Below are 20093 nucleotides of genomic sequence, written 5' to 3'. Positions count from 1 at the left end.
GGTGGCCACTGTCAACGATTTATCACGGGGTGGTGACCCATCCCACACAATATCTCGGAATCCCACTGCCGCCTCATTCCCTGGTCGTTTGGCGCTACCGCTCTTCACGCACGAGATTTCCCGATGCTGAAGGCATGGTTGAAGTGGGACCGGGATACTGGCGTCCCATCGTGATCGTGGCCCATGGCCAGGTCGTCAAAAATCTGTTAAAGAAGGGGGCAAAGACGGGATGACGCCAGTCAAGATAGTGGATGTGACACCCCGCGATGGGCTTCAGGATGCCACGGGTTACGTTCCGGTTCCCGACAAAGTCGCCTTGATCCGCGCTCTGTTCCAGGCCGGTATTCACGCGATCGAAGTCGCTGCATTTGTACACCCCCGTTGGGTGCCCTTGTTAGCCGATGGCGAGGCCGTTCTGTCCCAGCTGCAAGACCTTCCGGGGGAGTGGATCGCCTTGGCCCCCAATCTCAAAGGCGTGGAACGCGCGATTGCCGCCGGGGCCAATACGGTGACGCTAGTCGTGTCCGCATCAGAACGTCACAACCAAGCCAACCTTAATCGTTCTCGCGATGAGACGCTGTCCCAACTCACAGCCGCTACGAGACGGGCGCACGAGGCGGGTCTCAAAGTCCGAGGCGCTATTAGCACCGCGTTTGAATGTCCCTTTGAAGGGGTTGTCCCCATCCATGCGGTCGCCCTGATCGCGGAACGTTATTGTGACATGGGGGTGGATGAACTCGGGATTGCCGACACCCTAGGAACCGCCACGCCCCTTCAGGTCAAAGAACGCATCCGTGTGGTTCAGTCCATCGCACCGACAATCCCCTTAGCCCTCCATCTTCATGACCGCATGGGATGGGGACTGGCCAATGTCGCGACGGCTTATGAGCTCGGAGTTCACACATTTGAATCGGCCTTAGCCGGACTGGGGGGCTGCCCATATGCCCCGGGAGCGGCGGGGAATCTGGATACGGAAAAACTTGTTGCCTTCTTTCAGTCTCAAGGCCTGGCCACCCACATTGACATCAGCCAGTTGCCTTGGATTCGGCAGCGCTTATTGAACGTGATTGCGCAACACCTGGCGCCCCCGCATTAATCATGGGGGGCGCAGCAAGCATGATTACGCATAAAATTGTCAGATAAATCGAAATCATGAAAGGAGTGGATGAAGTATGGCAACGGCTGCAAATACCCGCTTTACGATTGCCGACCGAATGAATCGATTGCCACCAGCGCCCTATTTTCAACGCTTAGTGGCAAGAGTCTCAACCGGAGGACTCTTTGAATTTTACGAATTGTTCATGGCGGGGGCCGTGGGGGCCGCCCTGGTTCATGCTCAAGTGATGCCCGTCTCCGGATTAGCCTATTTTGTGGGCGCGGGATTTTTGGGGATGTTTTTTGGCACATCGATCTTCGGCAATATTAGTGACAAAATTGGTCGCCGCAATGGTTATGTCTATTCGTTGCTCATTTATTCGTTTTTCACGATCCTTATGGCCTTTTCGCCCAATGCCGTCTGGATTGATGTGTTCCGTCTTCTCGCGGGGTTTGGGGTCGGTGCGCAGCTTGTTGTCATCGATACCTATGTCAGTGAAATGACTCCGGCCTCCCGGCGCGGCTATTATATTGCCTTCAGTCAATTTATCACCTATTGGGCGGTCCCGGTCGTGGCGTTTTTGGCCTATACTCTCGTCCCCACCCACGTGCTGATGGCTGGATGGCGATGGGTGGTGTTAATCGGTGCCTTAGGTTCGGTTGTCGTCTGGTGGATCCGCCAAGGATTACCCGAATCCCCGCGCTGGTATGAGAATCATGGCGATATGACCCAAGCTAATGCGGTGATGCAACACATTGAAACGACGGTTGCACAAGAAGTCGGAGCGTTGCCGCCCGTGCACCCGGGTGCGGAAGAACATGAATCCCGGGGTCACTTTCGCGAAATTTGGATCCCTCCATACCGTTCACGCACCATCATGTTGCTGATTTTCAATCTTTTTCAAACCATTGGTTTTTACGGATTCGCAGCGTGGGTTCCCACCTTGTTGGTGAGTGAAGGCATTACGTTAATTCATTCGTTGCTTTACACGTTTTTAATCGCGTTAGTCAATCCCCTGGGACCAATCATTGGCATGGTGATGTCAGAAAAGTGGCAAATTGTTGTCGTGTCCCTGAGTATCGGCATTGCGGGTTTAGTGTTTTCCCAGATGCGCAGTCCTGTCGGCATCATTACGCTCGGTATTGTCATTACGCTGCTTAATAACTGGTTTAGCACGTTGTTTCATTCCTATCAAGCCGAATTGTATCCGACACGCATTCGAGCAACCGGTGTGGGCTTTACGTATAGTTGGAGCCGCTTAAGTTCGGCGCTCGTCGGATTTATCATTGTGGCCTTATTGAAATCCTTTGGTGTCCTGGGCGTATTTGCATTCATTTCGCTCGCGATGGCAATTGTGGCATTGGTTATTGGTATTATGGGTCCCCGAACCAACGGCCGCAGTTTGGAATGACATCTCATCGGTATGAATGAGTGTCCTACTCTTTGTCATGTATCCCTTACAAACCCCCCGAGAACTCCCGGGGGGTTCCCTCTCTGCATTCCCTATTTCGTGATGTTTGGTCAGAGAAAATTTACATTCTTTGCGACAAAGCTTCTTGGTAGATGCCATCATACATGCTCACTTCCGATCCCGCAATGTCTTGACCAATCTCCAAAATATGTGGATAGGAGTCTGGTGATGTATATGCGAGGAGGACCGTCCGGCATAAGGCATAATGCCGGAGTTCATCGTGGCGAGCATGCACCTCCCAAAATGTCGTATTCACGGAAGATTGTTGTTGGTACCCGGGATGACGTAGACCTTGACCAATTGTTTCCATTGAATGTCAATCACCCTAAAAACATCTTGCCTGAGCATCAGTCCCACCCTATGACACATCGCCCCGTGCTCTCTCGGTCTCTACAAGACTTAAGGATGTTCAACATAACTAGGGGGAGTTAACGCGTGTTGGAAGGTTCCGGGCGCATAGGGGTCAGTGGTTGGATTGCTGGGGGGTGGAGAGATCATATGCCGTTGTGCCATCAAATGGAGCAATTTGAAGAGAATAGTGTTAGACCGACGTTGAGCAAACAGTGAGTCTTCATGGAAAAACGCATTGAACTGCGTAGGAACTTTTAATGCATTGTCAGAGATCGTGTTCCATTCGATGAAAGGGACGTGATTTGTTACGGAGGCTAAGGCCGATGGGTAATCGCCCGATTCGTCCACTTCATGAAATACTTTATCGCTGGCAGCAATTAATGCAGGATCCTTTAACCACATTTCACTGGATCCTTGCGTGCCAAATTTCATCACCCATGGATAGCGGCTTGAGTGCTCATCTAAGACACGAGCCGGGGTCTTTCCCAGACTATGAGGTATCGCCACTTGGGCGACCATATTGACCAGAGTTGGATTGCTGTACAAGTAGAGAAATTTTCCGGCTCCAATGCCGGGTTCTGTATTATGGAATTCGCCGGGGATCATGGCACCCGTGCGGGATGTAATGAAATTCCCAAAGTCGACAATACGGGCTGCAATAACCACATCACCAAAACTTAATGGTCGCAGATGCGATCCTGATGTTCCTTCATAAATGAATGTGCCAATATGAAAAATCGTTTCCATCCGTTCAGTAGCCAGTGATCGAATGGTAATCCCATCCAAAGGTGGTACATTGATAACGACGGGTTCACCTTCTAAAGTACCAACATCATACACAAACGGCCCTGAACGGATAATAGCTTCCATATGCATTTTGTGGATAACGCTAGAATAAATAGGCGGACCCACTGGCAATTCAATTCCAACATAGTGACGGGCCATCACCTGTGATAACAGAGTACCAGTTTTAAGATAAGACACCATATATGCTTTTGGTAACTTGGAGGGTTGGGCACTCGAAAGAGTCGCGCCGCAACCGGACATCAACATGGCAAACACTACCGAAATGACACGTAACAAACGAAACCGCATTTTTCTCCCCCACCTGTTAACCTTTCCATGGCATAAATACCAATACAGTTGTCATAATGCTCAGTTCAACAAAGTCGTACGAAATTCTTAATTAAGTTCCGTTAGAGTATCTTACACGCTGTGTAAAGAATTAAACCTTGACCTCGCAAGATCGTGCCATGTAGGATGGATTTGAATCCGATTATAACAAAATTCGGATCACTGTGATTTGGTTTCTGACATAAGAGATGTCAAACCTTCTGGATTTTTTAACAAATTCTTCGCGAGGGAACGGATACATGCGGTTGTCATCTCAAAAGCCAACACGCGGGTGTTTTTTCATTTCGACGATTTGTCCGATCCGAGGTGATCGAACAATAATGTATTTGACTCATAGTGACCATGGAGCATATATCTGTCCTCTCGGGATTGGGTTCCTCTGTTAGAATATTGGGCAATCGCTCCACAATCCCGGATGCATTACTGGGCATAATGTTTGGCAGCCACATGGTAAATTCCTCCCCACCCGGACACACTAAGACGTCTTCGGCCTGGGGTTTAGTCCGCATGCGGTGGGCAAAAGCCTGCACTACACGATCATCGACATGTGGATCGAACGCGAAGTGACAATTGGACCATCGACACAACGGTCTAAAGTCGTATGTATCCATCAAGGTGTTCAGATAAGCAATAAGGAGTGGGCGAATACAGGACAATATGGTATTGGATTGTGTTTGTTGGCCGTCCTGGCATTATTTCCCTTCTTCAAAATGTTAGTATAGTCAAAATAAAGGAGAGTGGTGTTATTCATGATGTCGAATCGTATTTTTTTCTTTGTTGCACTAGTAGCGAGAAAGTATTCTGAAGATTTTTGGCTCCAAAATCCACTAGGATCGAAGCCATGCATGAAATCATTCCAAACCGTTTGGCTGTTAATGCTCGCAGCCATGGAAGAAATACAAGTCCGGGTTCCCATCGTCAGTTGCCGGAGGGGTTACGGAGGAACGGTTCTGTTTTAGGGTTAGAATGATTACACCTTTTTGCTCGCCCAATACTGCCGGAGTTTGCGCCGAGCGCGTTGTAAGGCGTTGTCCACCGCCTTCGGGTGCCGTCTGCGAAGCCGGGCAATCTCGCCATAGGATAACCCGTCGGCCACATCCCATAGAACCTGCCATTCCCATGCCGTCAATGCCTCCATACCCGCGTACAAGTGGTTGCGTTCCTCTAGACGCTCTACCCATTGCAGGGGATCAGAACATGTGTCGGCAGCTAATCGGTGGTACCCCGTCACGAGAGGTGAGTTGGTCTCGCCTTCCGTTCCCCACGGACTATCCAACCGCAAAGCGTGACGATAAAACACCTGTTTGTGCCGGGTGGCCTGGCGCACGCCATCGGCGAGTCGTCGACGCACAACCCACCGCACCCAAGCACGCACCGGGATCTGACGGGTTGGCTGATACTGCATCACGGCTTGCCACACGCCGATCCGTGCAATTTGTTCTCCATCGTCCCTATCACTGTCGAACCCCGGCCAATAATAGCCCCGGAGCATGCGCCGAACGAATCCGTCGGCCGCCGCAAAAATCGACGCCCACACCGCTTCATCTCCTGCTTGCGCACGGGCTATCCACTGGTGCCACGTGGCCTCGTCCGGCTCCTCCGCGGTCTTTTGCGGAGAATCATCAGTCGGCAAGAGCGTCCGGCTCTGCCGAGACCCCCTAGCGGATCTTGTGTTGAGGTTATTGGTGTTATTGGTCATGTCGCCCTCTCCCCCGTTCTTCCAATATTCGCCTAGAGCATACGCCCACGACCACATGCCCTGCACCGTCGACGACGCCAGCGGATCACGCGTCACGCTGGCCAATTGTTTCGTTCATGCCGTTTGATCTCTCGGACAGCCCAACCAAACGCCTCCCGTGGTGTGTGATCCGGCGCGGGATGCGGTAACCCAGTAACCAGTTCCATTGATACCGTAAGCGGCCATCGAAATCGACACGCCACAATCCGATATCCAGACCACAGGTGTTTGGACGATACGAAAGCCTAAGGGTTCGCATTGACTTGGGGCGCGCGTCGGAGGCTATTGCGGCCCCCACAACACCAATTCTTCGCCATCCCACAAAATTCACCTCTTTCGTGTCCGGGGGGCTTCCCGTCATGGATGATCACTGGGCCACCCTGTTGCATCGGTGGAAAACGTGGCAATCTTTCGCCAGGGCGTCCAGTGGGCGATGATCCACCGATCAAGGCTATAGGCTGGCAATCCCTCCATATATTGCATGGCAGCCAAATAGACAAAGACTAAAAAATAAATAATGGACGTGCCAATATCGGTGGCGCCGGGGGTGTACGGACCGCCAAACCCCTCTGCTGTGCTCCATATCGCTAAACTAAAGAGGCTCCCGATGAGATATCCCAGTTTTTGAGCAAATCCGAAGATCAAGCCCAGCGCCGTTACCGTTTCTATTAGCGCAGTCAGAACGGCCCAAACATCCGGATGTGGCGAGACGAGTGCGATCCAACCATGAAACCAGGGCTGCAACCACGGAGGCTGTCCCACCGCGGCGGCTTTCAACAGACCCACGTACTCGTGAAAAAACGCCGGTGACCATTTGAGTCGGGCATCAATGAGCCAGAACACCCCGAACACGATGCGTAATCCCCCTACCAGTTTTTGTCTATATTTCCGCGTTGGATCATTGGGTCCTGACTGGGCTAATGACGGATTGGGTATTGAGTCCTTAAACATCGTAAAACACCTACCTTGACTAGCGTGTAATGGGTTTCGCCCCGGACGAGACGCTACCGCTATCCCCATGATGAGTAGAGTTGAACGTCCCGACGGTACGGTAGTAGTCCAACAGGCTTGTGGGGTCGACTTTATAACGGGTCGAGTTCACCACTGCCGGTCCAATGCGTCTGCACAGAGATGCGGAGGAGAGTCAGTTCCTCCTCGGACGCCACAACAGGCTCTCGTTAGCGGGTTATCTGCAAGATCCACTGCGGCATCGGATGCGCCCAGAAATAACCTTGAGCAGCATCCACCCCCCATTGGCGAAGCAGCGTGGCTTGAGACTCCGTCTCCACCCCTTCCGCAATGACCCGCATCCCTTGGTCATGCGCCCAGTCTGTCAATGTCTGGATAAGGGTTCGACTGCGACGATCGTCGCCAATCCGGCGCACTAGCGCGATGTCGATTTTGATCCAGCCCGGGTGCCAGCGTACCAGTCGTGCTAAATCAGATTCCCCCGCCCCCACATCGTCCTGAGCGAAGATCACCTCGGGATACGGTTGCGTTAACGTCTCCCAGTCAACCCCGTCGACGTGTCGCTCGGACACCTCGATGACCAATTGATTTGGCGGCACGATCTCACGAAGATCCTGCCAATGACGCCGAAAGCGTGGCGGATTCTTCAAGGTTGCGCTCACCACGTTGACAAAAAGCGTCTGACTCCCCGGCCAGGGCCCTTGCCCTTGGATTGCCTGAATAATCGTTTGCAGGCAGAGGCCATCCAGTTGCACCAGCACTCCGGCTCTTTGCGCCCTCGCAAAGACTGGGAGCGGAGACAATATCTGTCCATGATATCGCGGACGAATTAGAGCCTCCTGTCCTATCACCGATTCACTCACCAGGTCGACCACGGGTTGAAATACGGCCTGGAACGTGAGATGACGTAGAAAATCCCCCTCGGGGGTGTCAACATCCGACGCCGCATCGGATAGTGGGAATGCCACAGGCACCGGACTTTCTGCAGGACATTCCTGCACGGTGCCCCAATAGCCAATCACTTGGGAGCCGATAGCGATGGGAACCAGGGTCTCATAGGCCCACCATAGAGTGCCATCGGGCCGGCGATTTTTTAAATGCCCGTGCCAGGTTTTGCCGTCTTGTAGACGCTGCCATAACGCCTCATAGACGTGAGAGGGCGTCTCGCCCGCGCTGTTGATGCCGGGTTTCTGGGCAACCAGTTCGTCCCCTGTTCGTCCGGTTAGCTGTTCATACGCAGCATTCACAGCAACAATGGTCCCCGCGGCATCGGTCAAAACCGCTGCGGTAGACCATTGTGCCCAAAAGGCCTGGGCCGCGTCGGCGAGCCAACCGATTTGCGCCGTCGGGGTCTTTCGGGAACCGGCGATTTCTGACAGATCAGGAGCACTGATGACACGATTTTTGCCTTGGCGTTTAGCCCGCAGCAAATTTTGGTCGGCGATGTGCGCTGTGTCGTCGGAAAGCGTTCCAACTGCCCATCCCACCGAGACGCCCAAATCAAATGATCCCGTTGGGAATGTATAGGGTTCCTTCGTCACGGCATTGTGCAACCGTTCGACAATCCCGGATGCATCGCGGGGTGCAATATTTGGCATCCATATCGTAAACTCATCTCCCCCCGGACGCACTAACGCGTCTTCGGCCCGGAGTTCCGTCCGAATACGGTGGGCAAAAGCCTGCAATACTTGGTCTCCAACATCATGCCCCCAGGTGTCATTGAACCATTTGAAATCGTCGAGATCGCACGCTATAATCATGCCCGCGGATCGAGCGCTCGGTGACAAGTGGCCCATCCAGGTTTTGAGACCATATCGTGTGAAAGCCCCGGTTAACGCGTCATGCTCAGCTCGATAGATATCTTCTTCCCATTGCCGCATTCTGTCAGCGCGTTCGACAATATAGGCGACGGTAAATCCCGCAATAATAATGGACGTCAAGACATCAGACACGGCGTCCTGCCCGGGAATCAAGGGAAGCAGCGCCAGACTGGATACAATGACATACAATCCTATCCGTTTCTTTAAAGTTTTGAGATAAGGAATGAGTCGTGCAAAAGCGAGAGACAACAGGGTAATAGTAATCATTTCTAGAACTCGCTGAGCAGTCCATTGTGTGGCGGATGCGGCAAATCCAGCGATAAGCAGGGTACTGCCCAATAGTTGCCATAAAGAGTGGGGAATCATGACCCACAATGCGAGGTCTGCGACAAGAAAGATCATAAACGGAATTTCAAATGGTCCCCACCGACTTAAACCCACCAACACGACGGGAATACCGAGCGTTAAACAGAGCCGACTGCCTAAAAACCATCGCCTGCGCAATAGATCGTTCCATTCCCACATTCCTACCAACAGTCCAGCCAATAAGGTGCCGTTAATGATATCTTGTGACCAGGGAGTGAATGACAACTCCTGTCCCATCACAACCGATCTCCTTCTGGGATCGCATAAATTAGATGATAGAGTCACTCTTGCTTGCAAAGAGATGCAGGAATGAGGAGATGTGTTGGCGAGTGCTATGTCGGAGACAACAAATGCCTCTTGTTTACTCGCCGTCCTGGATGATGTCCTCTTTTATGTCTAGTATAGTCGAATAAAGCATAAATATGGTATATTTCCGGCATTCAGAACTCGTAGCGAGTACAACTTTTTACGATTTCGCTCTATAGTCACCGCAATCATGGCCATGATGGGAATCATGCACAACCAAACCATTCGGCTATGCGGCCGACTGTCATCAAAGGAAACCCCAATTCGAGTCCTCATCATGAGACACGGGGACGTGACCAGCAACTCAAAGCCTTCAGTGTGAGGTATGGGCCATGTATTTTAACCGGTTTTCTCTCACATTTCGCATCCTGAGCGAATCTTAGCGAAAGAAGTAGCCTTGAGGGTTGCCGATAGGCGAACTAGTCTCCCATGACTCATCATTGCAGGTCAGACGGTCCTCATCGCATAACGCATCACGAATTGGCGACAAGGGGCCGTCGTTCTACAAAAGTTTGGCTGGTACCTTCGGATGCACACGTATCCGCATGCGACACAAGGCCTTTTTGACGATGGTTATCGCCTTTAATCGTAGCCCCTACAATCCACCCGCATGAATAACAACAACACAACATCCTCCTTCTTTGCCAACAGACAAGTACTTCTGGCAGTAGTCCAAGTCCCGGTGGCGAACCAGCTCAATATGTTGCCGGCGAATTGGGTGTCGTGGAAGAATTAGCCACTACGGTATGCCCATCCTATGGCGCCTGTTCGATATTAATCCGTCAGGGACTCGACGATCAGCGATCCCCGATGGAGTCTAGTTCCATGTATACGGTGCGGAAAACACGGAATATTCCCACAGAATTCGTTGAATATCCCGAAGAATCGCAGTTATTGACCACCAGGTTAACCTTGGATACGTCAAGACCGATTTGCCCGGATCTTAGCAGGGTTACCAAAGGGCGGATATCCCTCGGGATACTCCATCTTATACTGCTGCCAAAGTCGTTTGAACGCAAAGAAAAAAGTTCCACGAATGCAACGTCCGGCATTGGCATTACCAGACGGCCTCCCACTACTGGGTGGGGAACCACTGCTCAAAAGACGATTAGGGCAACGATATAGAACATGTGGCTTCGTGACAAACGAAATCACGCGTTCCAATTGCGATTTCTCCTCACTCGGTCGAGCGAATACGAATGGATTGAGGGATCGGTCCGGACCCTTGTAGTGCTGGGTAGAGCCGATCCCTCTCCTCAACTCATTCAGGATGGAAACTTTGGCAATAACCTTCTCTAAGCAATCAATCGCTCGTTAGAGTCAGTAAAAAGAGACAGACCATCTGCATGAGTCCGAATGTGTTGAAATTCCATGATTCTTGTCAATCGCGATGCATGAACGAATAGCGAATCGGAGTTATGTCGGATGCAGATCTCCCGTTGGACTTTCGGTCCGCAGTACTGCGGGTTCCATGATTGTTGCGTAAGAAAAGATGCCTCATCACAGGTTCGCATGTCTAGGAACGTTGGGGGCTTAATCGCCATCCTCCATGATGCAGTGGCACACGTCCGACAGATATACCCGAACAAAAAGGCACTTTATTCCTGGGGCGGCAGTCCGGGGCTGGCATCACCGGATTTTCGGTCATTAGGGACATATTTTATCATCGGCACAAATCTTCGGATAACGTGAAATCCCTGATGACGATAGAGATGATAGGCCGGGCTCCCTTCCACGCAATGCAAAAAATAGGCTCGGGACACCGCATGGGCTCGCATATAGCGGAGCGTATAGTGGAGCAACGCTCGACCCCATCCTTGCCCGCGAGAATGCCCCATTTTTCGTGGAAATTAAGACTAGCGATCCTGACGGCTCTCTGGTTGAATAGAGAGGTCTACCCATCTTCAGGAGGAATCGCTAGTGACTACCAGTATAAAGAAAAAATCGCTTCCCGAACAGCCTGTGACGGTACCGTGGGTGGACATCCTGCGGGATGCCGAAAACGGATTGTTGGCCCTGTCGGTCCGGGTGGGATTGCAGGTCTTGCAAGAGATGATGTCCGCAGAGGTCGAGCAACTGGCCGGACCTAAAGGGCGGCATGATCCCCAGCGCCAAGCGGTTCGGCACGGGACCGAAGTCGGCCGCGTCTTTTTGGGGGACCGGAAAATTTCCCTGACGCATCCGCGAGTCCGTGCTGCCGATGGTTCGGAGGAAATTCCCTTAGACACCTATCATCAGTTTCAGGACCCCACGCTCGCGACCCAAGCGGTGCTCGAACGGATGCTGTATGGCTTAGCGAGTCGTCAACAAAGCCATGCCGATGCAGCCTTTGAGGCCGCGGTCCCGCAGTCTGGCCCGAGCAAAAGCACCGTCAGTCGCCGTTTTATCCAGGCCACTCAGCAAGCGCTGGACCGCTTCCTGCAACGGCGATTGGACGATCGTACCTGGGTCGTCATCATGATTGATGGTTTGCGCGTGGCCGACCATCTGGTGGTCGGGGCTCTCGGCATTGATGCCGGGGGACACAAACGCGTGTTGGGATTAGTCGAAGGGGCCACAGAAAACCACACGGTGGTGACGGCTTTATTACAGGATCTCATCACCCGCGGCCTGACGGCCGCGGATGGATTACTCGTCGTCATCGATGGGGCGAAAGCCTTAGCCAAAGCGGTGCGCGAAGTTTGGGGCGATCAGGTCCTCCTCCAACGCTGCCAAATCCACAAACAACGCAATGTCCTCGACCACCTGCCCAAATCGGCGGAAAATCGCGTCCGTCAGCGATTGCGTAAAGCCTATCAAGAACCCGATGCGGACACGGCCGCTCACGCCTTAGAAGCCCTGGCCAATGAGTTGGAACGCGATCATCCCGGCGCCGCCGGGAGTCTTCGGGAAGGGCTGGAAGAGACCTTAACGGTTCATCGTCTCGGCCTCCCGGGTCTCTTGCGGCAAACGTTGGCCAACACCAATGCCATGGAATCGATTAACAGTCAATTCCGCACCCATGCGCAGAACGTCAAGCACTGGACCAACGGGCAACAAGTCTTACGTTGGTTAGCATCGGCCAGTTTGTTCATCGAGGACACCTTGACGCGAATCCCGGGGTATCGCGAGATGTCCATATTGCAAAAGGCCTTAAAAGCCCACGTTTCTCAAAAACCTGATCGAAAAACCGAGGAAATGGGATAAATCTCACGAAAGGATGCGCTAGCGAATTTCCACGACGTGTGGGACAACCTCTTGCCCGCGCACGGCAGGCACCACGCCAATCGGCCCTAAGCGCCCCAGCGGTTCGCCGTAGCCCCCCACTACGCTGATGCCTAACACCTCGGTGGCCGTATAAAGTCCTAGCACCCGTTCCGGGATCACGGCACACTGCCACGTTTCCCGCACGGCCCGTTCCCATCCGGGGCCAAAGGACCGTGCGGTTTCCAATGCGCGATAACGAAGCCAACGGGGGAGCACCCCAACCTCAACGGTAGTCGCCACCTTCTGCGGTACGATGATGTGGTCCCTCGGTAAATCATCCAAGCGCCGCTCCATCGCCACGACCGGCAGTTGCGGTTGGCATCCCCGCCGTAAGAACCATGACCACGCAGCGGCATACTGCGTGCGATCCACTCCGGGAATAAATACATGCGGAAAAATGCCCTCCAATCGTAACGATTCGCCCGCGTCCAAGGTTGCACAGATCGCCGCCCAGAGGCGCATCCCGATTCCCTGTCCGCGATAAGCGGCATCGACGGCGATGGCTCCCAGTTTCCGGCCCGAGGATGTTGGCGGTTTAACCCCTAATATCTAGACAAATCGTCTGATCGCATGGGATCCCTCACAATAACGATGAGATGGAATATATTTCCATAAGCATGGGGGCGGGGAGCTTCCTGCGCTCGCGACGCGGAGGATACTGCCCGGAGCGGCCGGGCGTCCAGAGTCCGCTCTGCCGTGGCTTCGCAGCGCTTGGGACCCTCGGCCCTCCGGGCCATAATGCGTCGACAAGAGCGCAGAAGCGCTAACAGCGCACGACCCGAATCGTCGGCGCGGTGCCCATGCGGTATTGGACATAATATTGAGCTGGAGCCCAATCATGCAAACTCCCATGCAAGCGGCGCTCATTGTAAAACCGGATCCACTCGGTTGTTACCGTATACGCCTCGGCCCCTGTCTGAAATACCTGATTTCGCCAGCATTCGGCTTCGAGCACACTGTGCCACGATTCGATGTGTGCATTCTTATTCGGGGTCGCCACGGGAATGCGTTCATGCTGCATCCCTAAGGCCTGACATCCTGTGGCCCACGCTTGGGCCACAAATTGGGGCCCATTGTCGGTCCGAATGACCGGGACCGTCTTCCCCCAATCCGCTTGACGGGCTCGTACCGCGCCTTGCAAGGCGCGGACCGCCTGAACAGCGGAACCAGTGAGACCGAATATGGTAGGCGAGAATGGACCGATCAAAGACATCGATGACGCTACAGAGGTAAAAAAAGCGATCTTCGCCCGCGATGTATCCGTATTGCCCATCCATTTCCCCCAGTGGATTGGGGCCCGTGACCACGCGATTGGCGGCGATGACGCGAGGCGGCCGGTTGTCGGGCGACCGCAAGCGTTGTCCCTGCAAGAGATCAGCGGCTCGCAAGAGGCGATAGACCGTCTTTTTATTGATGATCAGGTCGTGCTCCCGACGGAGCCATGTGGTCCATTGGCGATAGCCATAGCATGGTCCCTCGCCGGCCGTAATAAACTCACTGAGCCATTCCAGGACTTGTTCTTCAGCCACTTTGGTGCCACTCGATGTCCACACATAGCCCCGACGGGGTCGACCTCCTCCCCGTTTCGGCGTCCATGACGCCGGACGCTGTAATCGCGCTCGCCAGGCCTAAGACGTCGCCCGGGCCACTCCAGCCCACGGACAGACGCGGGTGGCAGGGTATCCTCGTCGAATCCACCGGTGAGCTCCTGCACATCGGTCAGAGAGGCCCGGGGGGCTTTTTTTAGAAGATCCTGCAAAATAGCAATTTCTAAATCTTTTTCGCCTAAGAGTTGCTTCAATTGGTGATTTTCCGTGGTGGCTTGTTGGAGCGCTTTCTTTAAGGCCCGCGCTTCCTCTGGGGTCCCGCGCTGGGTCGCGGTCTGCACCCATTTTTGTACCAGCCGAATCGGGAGTCCATGCCGACGCGCCACCGCCGCGGCATTCTGGATGTCTAGCGCTTCTTGAATGCACTGGGCTTTCAATTCGGGTGTAATCGTTTTCGACTCACTCATGTCATCCCCATCCTTTCCTCAGGTAAATGATGCCAAAATTTTCCGCAATGGTAACTATCGGGGATTGTATCGCATGACGTCAGGGATGTCTAGAAGCATTTGGGGGCTTAAGAGCGGTTCTTTTGGCGGTTAGGATGAGATGGCTATGCCGCCGCCCAATGCGCCTCGAACCGGACAACCCATGGCAGGCGCAAGAGTTAAGAAATGCGATAGCACGAAGTAAGGAGATGCAGACGGTGACACACATCTTTTGGCGCCACACCCAGGGCCAAAGCCTAGAATACTGCCGGTTCACATTTGAACCCCACACGACCATCTCGGGAACCATCATTGGGGATCTCCAAGGTCTCCGGGGTGCCCTTACCTATACGGTTCAGTGCCGGCCCGATGGGAGCACTCATTGGGTGCAGTTCCGAATCCTCAGTGAACGTGAGGATCGATCCGGGACATTACGTCGCGGGGAGAACGGGAGCTGGCTGGTGAACGACACAGTTGACCCTCGCCTGATGCCATGCCATGACGTAGACATTGGAGTCACTCCCTCGACCAATACGTTGCCAATCCGCCGTCTGCGCTTGGACGTCGGTGCATCACAGGAATTATCGGCGGTCTGGATACGATTCCCTGATCTCACGGTTCATCCCTTGGTCCAACGCTACACCCGCATGGCCCCGAACCTCTACCGGTATGAATCACTGACCAGTGGATTTCAGGTCACATTGCAGGTCGATAGGCACGGCATCGTGCAGGACTATCCCGGCTTGTGGTGCCGAGTGTGGGACACAGAGGGATCATTATGAAAGACCTGACAGAATCGTGGACCGGGTGCTTTAGAAAATTGGGGAGGGTATTTCGCGTTTACTGCGTCCTTTAAAAGAACCGTTACGAGAGAATTTCGTGACGCGGCCCCTCTTATCCGTTTGACAATCCCTGTCGCAGTTCACGCCGACTCGTTCCGGAGCAGTGTCTGCCCCGCCAACCGCCGGAGAATCTTCAAATCGTTGCGTGGTTGACCTGCGTCCACCACCGGTTCAGCAACCATCGTCATTTCCGTGACGATATGCCCATCCACCAGGGTATACGCTAAGGTCAGGGCCACGACCCACATCGAATCCTGGCGATTGTCGGGCCAGGAAATTCCCCACCGTTCCCACGTGGATCCGTTCGATCCACGAATCACCCAAGGGTCTGTCAATCTCCCTTGCCCGGCGAGAATCTCATCCTCAATGTCTGTGACCACCTGCGCCCAGGTTACCCACGTCGACACCAACACACGTGTAATCATTCTCGACCCCTTGTCTGTCCCCAGATTTCACGGTGAACTCTTTTCGTCATCATCCCCATCGTTTCCTGCATTCACGAAAGCGCGAGGCCCGAAATCGTTCGCCAGAATGTGGCTGTTTACGACAATATATGGCTCTGGATGACACGACGATTGTGATGGGTCGATTTTTGAAAGATGATTTTGCGTGCCATGGCGCTTCCAAGGAGTAGCCGCGGCAGGAATTCTTGAAAACGTGTCGAATCGCTTAGGGTGATAATCCAGCGTAGACGTTTTGAATTGGCTAAGGAGGAGTTACAGTGCCCAATGACAACGCAAAGCATCTGTTACAGTTTGTTCCTAACAACAATGACCCGCCCACCATTAGTGCAGTGAGGGATGACTTACTATGCGCCTACAGCCATTTGTTCTCACAGCTACAGACTTTCCTTAAAAGCCTCTCCCACGACCAGTCTTTTTCAAACGACATACGAGCTTTCAAAAGACGTCTGGTAGATCTAAACCGGACAGAATTTAATCAAGAAAAGAATAATCAAGAAAAGGATAGCTAAGCTGAAAACTTGAAATATATCACAATCGGCAAAGATGAAGAATCCTTAGTGGAGTTGATTAATCAATTAGCGACGGTGGAGACCATGCTTGAGGTGCTAAACTATTTCAACAACTCAGATTCCGCTTATGCTGTACAGGAATGTCATCCAACAACCAGTTCGGGTTACCACACGAAAAAAACGCCTAACACCGAACAGAATACAGGAGATAAGGATAAAGGGCACGATCTCGTTCTTGTATCTAACATAAACAACACTAACCCAATTTATTATTACATTGAAATATCTGACGTAATGGGCAAGGGGAATAATGACAAAAAGATCGACAAAGATTTTTGCACTTTACTCAAGAAATACCAAAAATTGAACAACCCACCATCCGATTCACATCAATTCTTCATAGCTTGTTCAAATGAATCCAAAGAACACTTAGAAACGGGAAGAAAAAGACAAGAATGGAAAAACACTCTTATGGAGTCTATTATAAAGAATCCGGTGACAAACCTTTCTCCGAGTCCAGCGTGGATGATTAAACTGCCTATGGACGAACTGTGTAAGTCCTACCGCGATAAATGCTGGGAGAAATATTGTAGGACCCCAGGCGAAGAATCAAACGAAGTTCCCAATAATGCAAATACCGATGGGCCAACTGCTTAGTGTTGTATGGTGATTTGATTGACACGTTCCACCAGACATTTTTATTCGGTAATTATACGCCAATAGTCATGGGTGGGGATGGCATAAGAAGGTTTGTGAAAGGATAGCCCACGAAGCGATCTGCCGACCATCAAAGGACATGCATGCATCTTGAATCTTGATCTGAATTATGACAGTTATCGGATAACCATAGCAACCGTATACGATGGTGGGTCAGACGGGAATTCGTAAATTATCCATTGAGCCCATCAACGGTTTTTCTGGAGAAATCAAATTAGCGGGCAACGTCAATCACACGATGACACTCTGGATCATTATCGTAGTGCTCGCCATGATACTCCCGATCGAAGCCCTACGCAACGCGTTAGTGGGCGCGTTCAATCAAATCACCAGCAATCTCAATGCCATTCCCTAAAGCTGCCCCGTGTCGCCGCTATCGCCGGGAACAGCTTTATCGAAATCCTCTTAGTGTTACCCATTTTCCTTACCGTAATCCTAGGCAGTCTTAGCGTCTTTTTATGGGCGCAGGAAAGCTATGCGGCCGGACAAGCTGCTCAAGTGGGGGTCAACGAATGGGCGTCAACAGGCAATCTCCTTCTGGCCCGAAATGACATCGATCAGGCTCTCCAAGCGGAAGGATATTCTCCTCACCTTGCCTGGACCGCTTATACGCAGCAAGGGTCATTAGACGAGGTGACGGTCTCGTTACCTTTTCGCGCCACGTTGTGGCCCAAAACCTCCATCATTTCGTCAACACGCAGTGCGATCCAAGAAACGGGGACGCCAAATGGTTCACAATCGTGGTGGTAATATTTTGATTTGGACCGTATTTTGGCTGTTCTTGGTAGTCAGTGTTTTGCCGCCCTTTATTAATGTCTCCGCCATGATTGTCGCACAGCAACAAGTCGTGGATGACGCCCAGAGTGCTCTGCAAGCCGCGGTCCAAAGGGATCCTCACGCCCCTTGGATAGCCGGTAGACAATTTCAACTCTTGTTGGACGAGGAATTGCCTCATACCTCCATTCAGGTATTATCCTTCGTGGATCATCCTCAGGCGGCCCGGGCCCGGATTCTGATCACAATGCCATTACCCGTTCCTGTAGCCGGATGGTCCACCTGGCAGACTGAACTCACGATTCAGACTTAAGTCGCTCAGAGAGGTATGATGCCTCTCTGAGTTGTTTACATGCTTCCTGCGTCACTTCGGCTGTCTTCACTTGGGTTTAGTAATGTCTTGCATCGGTCGTTTCTCGCGATCCGATGCCGGGAATACCCGGTTCCCGCCATGCCAGGAAAGAAAATTGGTAAGTTCACCATGACAGCGGATATCAGTCCGGTGGGCCCTATGTTTATGGATGAAATGGGGCTTGAGCCCATTCGCGTCATGAAAGGCTTTAAATTCTACTAATTTTTTGAGTCTTTCCTCATTTCGTAGGAAATAAAAACGAGAGAACGAGAGTGCCCTTTGGGTTGTCGGTCAAGAGTGACCGTGAACCCTGGCCATCTGCAATCTTAATTCGGTCAAATCAATCACCGTTCTGATGGACTTATCCAAATCTGACCACTTCTGACCAAATCTGTCGCCACCTTCCTGGTTCATCGCGTCGCGGCTTACCCGATGCGGACACGGCCACTCACGCCTGAGAATCCCTGGCCAACGAGTGGGAACGCGATCATCCCGGCGCCTTCGGGAGCCTCCGGGAAGGGATCGCCGAAACCTTAACCGTGCATCGTTTGGGTCTCCCGGGCCTCTTGCGCCAAACGTTGGCGAACACCAATGCCATGGAATCCATCAACAGTCCATGGCGGCCACTTGCGCAAAATGTCAACCATGGGACCAATGGGCAACACGTCCTCCGGTGGATGGCGCCGGCAAGTTTTTTCATTGAAGAGACCTTGACGCGAGTCCCCGGCTATCGCGAGATCCCCTTGTTGCAAACGGCCTTAAAAGCCCTCATTTCTCAAAAATCCGACCGAAAAACCGAGGAAATGGGTTAGTCTCACGAAGATATGCGCGAGCGAATTTCCACGGCGTGTGGGACAACCTCTCCATGGAGTCAGCCATGGTTAAGTATAAGACCACACGTTATTGCGTCAGATAATAGAAGAGGCGTTGCAATTGCATGGGACCTACGGATACATGGTGGACTCTAGCCTTCAGAGGAGTTTTCGGGATTCGAGGGCGGCTTCGATTGCCGGGGGTACTGATGAGACGATGTTGTACCACATCAGCCAATACGCGACCCGCAAGAAGTAAGAAACTGGCTTACGCGTTGCGCACATAATCGCAGTCCATAGGATGGGAGCCATGGAAATCTAATGGGTGACAGGGTACCGGTGGGCCATCTGTTAGCCGACCGAAACTTCAGGCTATATTTGTTAAGTGGACTGGTATCGGGGCTCGGCGACGCGATGTTTATGTTGGCCCTAACCTGGATTATCGTGAAGACTACGGGTTCGAGTGTTCTCTTGGGGCTACTAATGGCATCAATGAGCATTCCGCAGATTGTGCTGAGTATGTTCGCAGGGGCTGTTGTTGATAGGTTAAATCCGCGGCTGTTGATGATTGTCTCAGACACAGTCCGACTTGTAGTGATGGTCTTTTTGTTTGTTATGTCGCTTAACGGTACTCCGCCGATTTGGTCCTTGTTTGCAATGGCAGTTGCCTTTGGTGCCATGGACGCTTTATTTTGGCCTGCCGCTTCATCTTTCGAGCAACGGCTCGTGGCCCCTGATTACTATATACAAGCGAGCGGGTTGGTGATGGCTGTGACCCAAGGCTCCGAAATTGTGGGTCCGGCCATAGCGGGCATTTTGATTGCATCGCGAGGCTCGTTTACCCTAATTACCATTGTAAATGCGCTGACATTTCTCGTTTCGGCGTTATGTTTAGTCAAAGTGCAGTCTGTGCAAGGATCGGATGAAGTTGAATCGGGTGAGCCACGTTCGCTATGGAAGGATATGGCGGTCGGGGTCAAATATGTGACAGGTACACCTCTGATTCTGATTACATCCCTATCCGCCTTTGTGTTGAACGCCTCGGTAGCGGCCCACTCGTAGCCATACCCCTTTTTGCTTACAGTCTGCCTGTT

Annotated in this window: 23 protein-coding genes and 1 pseudogene; 12 read left to right on the top strand and 12 right to left on the bottom strand. The window is 52.4% G+C overall.

Annotated features, from left to right (window positions below):
* Positions 1–32 precede the first annotated feature (32 nt).
* From AOA63_RS20085 to AOA63_RS01055, 3 genes are all read left to right on the top strand, one after another.
* Positions 33–233, top strand: a complete 201-nt coding sequence (locus AOA63_RS20085; protein WP_242848249.1) for a hypothetical protein — start codon at positions 33–35, stop codon at positions 231–233.
* A complete protein-coding gene (locus AOA63_RS01060; protein WP_053957971.1) occupies positions 230–1096 on the top strand; it encodes a hydroxymethylglutaryl-CoA lyase in 867 nt (288 codons plus the stop codon). Before AOA63_RS20085 ends, AOA63_RS01060 begins: the two co-directional genes overlap by 4 nt.
* Positions 1097–1172: 76 nt before the next feature.
* Positions 1173–2507, top strand: coding sequence for an MFS transporter (locus AOA63_RS01055; RefSeq protein ID WP_053957970.1), 1335 nt, complete (start codon positions 1173–1175; stop codon positions 2505–2507).
* Positions 2508–2628: 121 nt separating this feature from the next.
* Here the strand turns inward: AOA63_RS01055 and AOA63_RS01050 are convergent, their stop codons facing one another.
* From AOA63_RS01050 to AOA63_RS01015, 7 genes are all read right to left on the bottom strand, one after another.
* Positions 2629–2877, bottom strand: coding sequence for a hypothetical protein (locus tag AOA63_RS01050; RefSeq protein WP_053957969.1), 249 nt, complete (start codon positions 2875–2877; stop codon positions 2629–2631).
* Positions 2878–2966: 89 nt separating this feature from the next.
* Positions 2967–4013 (bottom strand): hypothetical protein, encoded by a 1047-nt coding sequence (locus tag AOA63_RS01045; RefSeq protein ID WP_053957968.1) that lies wholly within the window; start codon positions 4011–4013, stop codon positions 2967–2969.
* Positions 4014–4300: 287 nt separating this feature from the next.
* Positions 4301–4663, bottom strand: a complete 363-nt coding sequence (locus AOA63_RS20510) for a diguanylate cyclase domain-containing protein (RefSeq protein WP_139061427.1) — start codon at positions 4661–4663, stop codon at positions 4301–4303.
* Positions 4664–5022: 359 nt separating this feature from the next.
* Complete coding sequence (locus AOA63_RS01035) at positions 5023–5847, bottom strand: sigma-70 family RNA polymerase sigma factor (protein WP_139061426.1); 825 nt, start codon at positions 5845–5847, stop codon at positions 5023–5025.
* Between the two features lie 300 nt (positions 5848–6147).
* The gene (locus AOA63_RS01030; protein WP_139061425.1) at positions 6148–6741 is read right to left on the bottom strand and encodes a DoxX family protein; all 594 of its coding nucleotides are present in this window, start codon (positions 6739–6741) and stop codon (positions 6148–6150) included.
* 227 nt (positions 6742–6968) lie between these two features.
* On the bottom strand, positions 6969–9182 hold the full coding sequence (locus AOA63_RS01025; RefSeq protein WP_053957964.1) for an EAL domain-containing protein: 2214 nt from the start codon (positions 9180–9182) through the stop codon (positions 6969–6971).
* Between the two features lie 1667 nt (positions 9183–10849).
* Entirely contained in the window at positions 10850–11089 is a 240-nt protein-coding gene (locus AOA63_RS01015) for a GNAT family N-acetyltransferase (protein WP_139061423.1), read from the bottom strand.
* Between the two features lie 46 nt (positions 11090–11135).
* Between AOA63_RS01015 and AOA63_RS01010 the strand changes: the two genes are divergently transcribed.
* On the top strand, positions 11136–12437 hold the full coding sequence (locus AOA63_RS01010) for an IS256 family transposase (protein WP_082343652.1): 1302 nt from the start codon (positions 11136–11138) through the stop codon (positions 12435–12437).
* An 18-nt stretch (positions 12438–12455) separates the two neighbouring features.
* Here the strand turns inward: AOA63_RS01010 and AOA63_RS01005 are convergent, their stop codons facing one another.
* The 4 genes from AOA63_RS01005 to AOA63_RS20075 all read right to left on the bottom strand — a co-directional run bounded on the left by AOA63_RS01005 (position 12456) and on the right by AOA63_RS20075 (position 14511).
* The gene (locus tag AOA63_RS01005; RefSeq protein WP_053957960.1) at positions 12456–12959 is read right to left on the bottom strand and encodes a hypothetical protein; all 504 of its coding nucleotides are present in this window, start codon (positions 12957–12959) and stop codon (positions 12456–12458) included.
* 301 nt (positions 12960–13260) lie between these two features.
* Positions 13261–13518, bottom strand: a complete 258-nt coding sequence (locus tag AOA63_RS20505) for an integrase core domain-containing protein (protein ID WP_431607690.1) — start codon at positions 13516–13518, stop codon at positions 13261–13263.
* On the bottom strand, positions 13508–14026 hold the full coding sequence (locus tag AOA63_RS20500; protein WP_171822557.1) for an IS3 family transposase: 519 nt from the start codon (positions 14024–14026) through the stop codon (positions 13508–13510). The genes AOA63_RS20505 and AOA63_RS20500 overlap by 11 nt, the downstream gene beginning before the upstream one ends.
* A complete protein-coding gene (locus AOA63_RS20075; RefSeq protein ID WP_242848248.1) occupies positions 13915–14511 on the bottom strand; it encodes a transposase in 597 nt (198 codons plus the stop codon). The genes AOA63_RS20500 and AOA63_RS20075 overlap by 112 nt, the downstream gene beginning before the upstream one ends.
* 236 nt (positions 14512–14747) lie before the next feature.
* On the opposite strand from AOA63_RS20075, the gene AOA63_RS00990 reads away from it, so the two are divergent.
* A complete protein-coding gene (locus tag AOA63_RS00990) occupies positions 14748–15311 on the top strand; it encodes a putative glycolipid-binding domain-containing protein (RefSeq protein WP_053957959.1) in 564 nt (187 codons plus the stop codon).
* 140 nt (positions 15312–15451) lie between these two features.
* Here the strand turns inward: AOA63_RS00990 and AOA63_RS00985 are convergent, their stop codons facing one another.
* Entirely contained in the window at positions 15452–15796 is a 345-nt protein-coding gene (locus AOA63_RS00985; protein WP_053957958.1) for a hypothetical protein, read from the bottom strand.
* A gap of 557 nt (positions 15797–16353) precedes the next feature.
* Here AOA63_RS00985 and AOA63_RS00975 point away from each other — a divergent pair.
* The 7 genes and pseudogenes from AOA63_RS00975 to AOA63_RS00945 all read left to right on the top strand — a co-directional run bounded on the left by AOA63_RS00975 (position 16354) and on the right by AOA63_RS00945 (position 20061).
* Complete coding sequence (locus AOA63_RS00975; RefSeq protein ID WP_053957956.1) at positions 16354–17001, top strand: hypothetical protein; 648 nt, start codon at positions 16354–16356, stop codon at positions 16999–17001.
* Between the two features lie 205 nt (positions 17002–17206).
* A complete protein-coding gene (locus AOA63_RS00970) occupies positions 17207–17416 on the top strand; it encodes a hypothetical protein (protein WP_053957955.1) in 210 nt (69 codons plus the stop codon).
* 53 nt (positions 17417–17469) lie between these two features.
* Positions 17470–17811 (top strand): hypothetical protein, encoded by a 342-nt coding sequence (locus AOA63_RS00965; RefSeq protein WP_053957954.1) that lies wholly within the window; start codon positions 17470–17472, stop codon positions 17809–17811.
* Positions 17789–18148, top strand: a complete 360-nt coding sequence (locus AOA63_RS00960; protein ID WP_053957953.1) for a hypothetical protein — start codon at positions 17789–17791, stop codon at positions 18146–18148. The genes AOA63_RS00965 and AOA63_RS00960 overlap by 23 nt, the downstream gene beginning before the upstream one ends.
* 467 nt (positions 18149–18615) lie before the next feature.
* A pseudogene (locus AOA63_RS00950) lies at positions 18616–18999 on the top strand (IS256 family transposase); the annotation flags it as partial.
* Between the two features lie 91 nt (positions 19000–19090).
* On the top strand, positions 19091–19258 hold the full coding sequence (locus AOA63_RS20495; protein WP_082343649.1) for an acyl-CoA dehydrogenase family protein: 168 nt from the start codon (positions 19091–19093) through the stop codon (positions 19256–19258).
* Positions 19259–19320: 62 nt separating this feature from the next.
* Positions 19321–20061, top strand: coding sequence for an MFS transporter (locus tag AOA63_RS00945; RefSeq protein ID WP_053957951.1), 741 nt, complete (start codon positions 19321–19323; stop codon positions 20059–20061).
* Positions 20062–20093: the final 32 nt, after the last annotated feature.

It is taken from the genome of Sulfobacillus thermosulfidooxidans (assembly GCF_001280565.1).
GTDB classification, from domain to species: domain Bacteria; phylum Bacillota; class Sulfobacillia; order Sulfobacillales; family Sulfobacillaceae; genus Sulfobacillus; species Sulfobacillus thermosulfidooxidans_A.
Note: the sequence above shows the minus strand (reverse complement) of the source record. Positions and strands in the feature narration are given on the sequence as shown.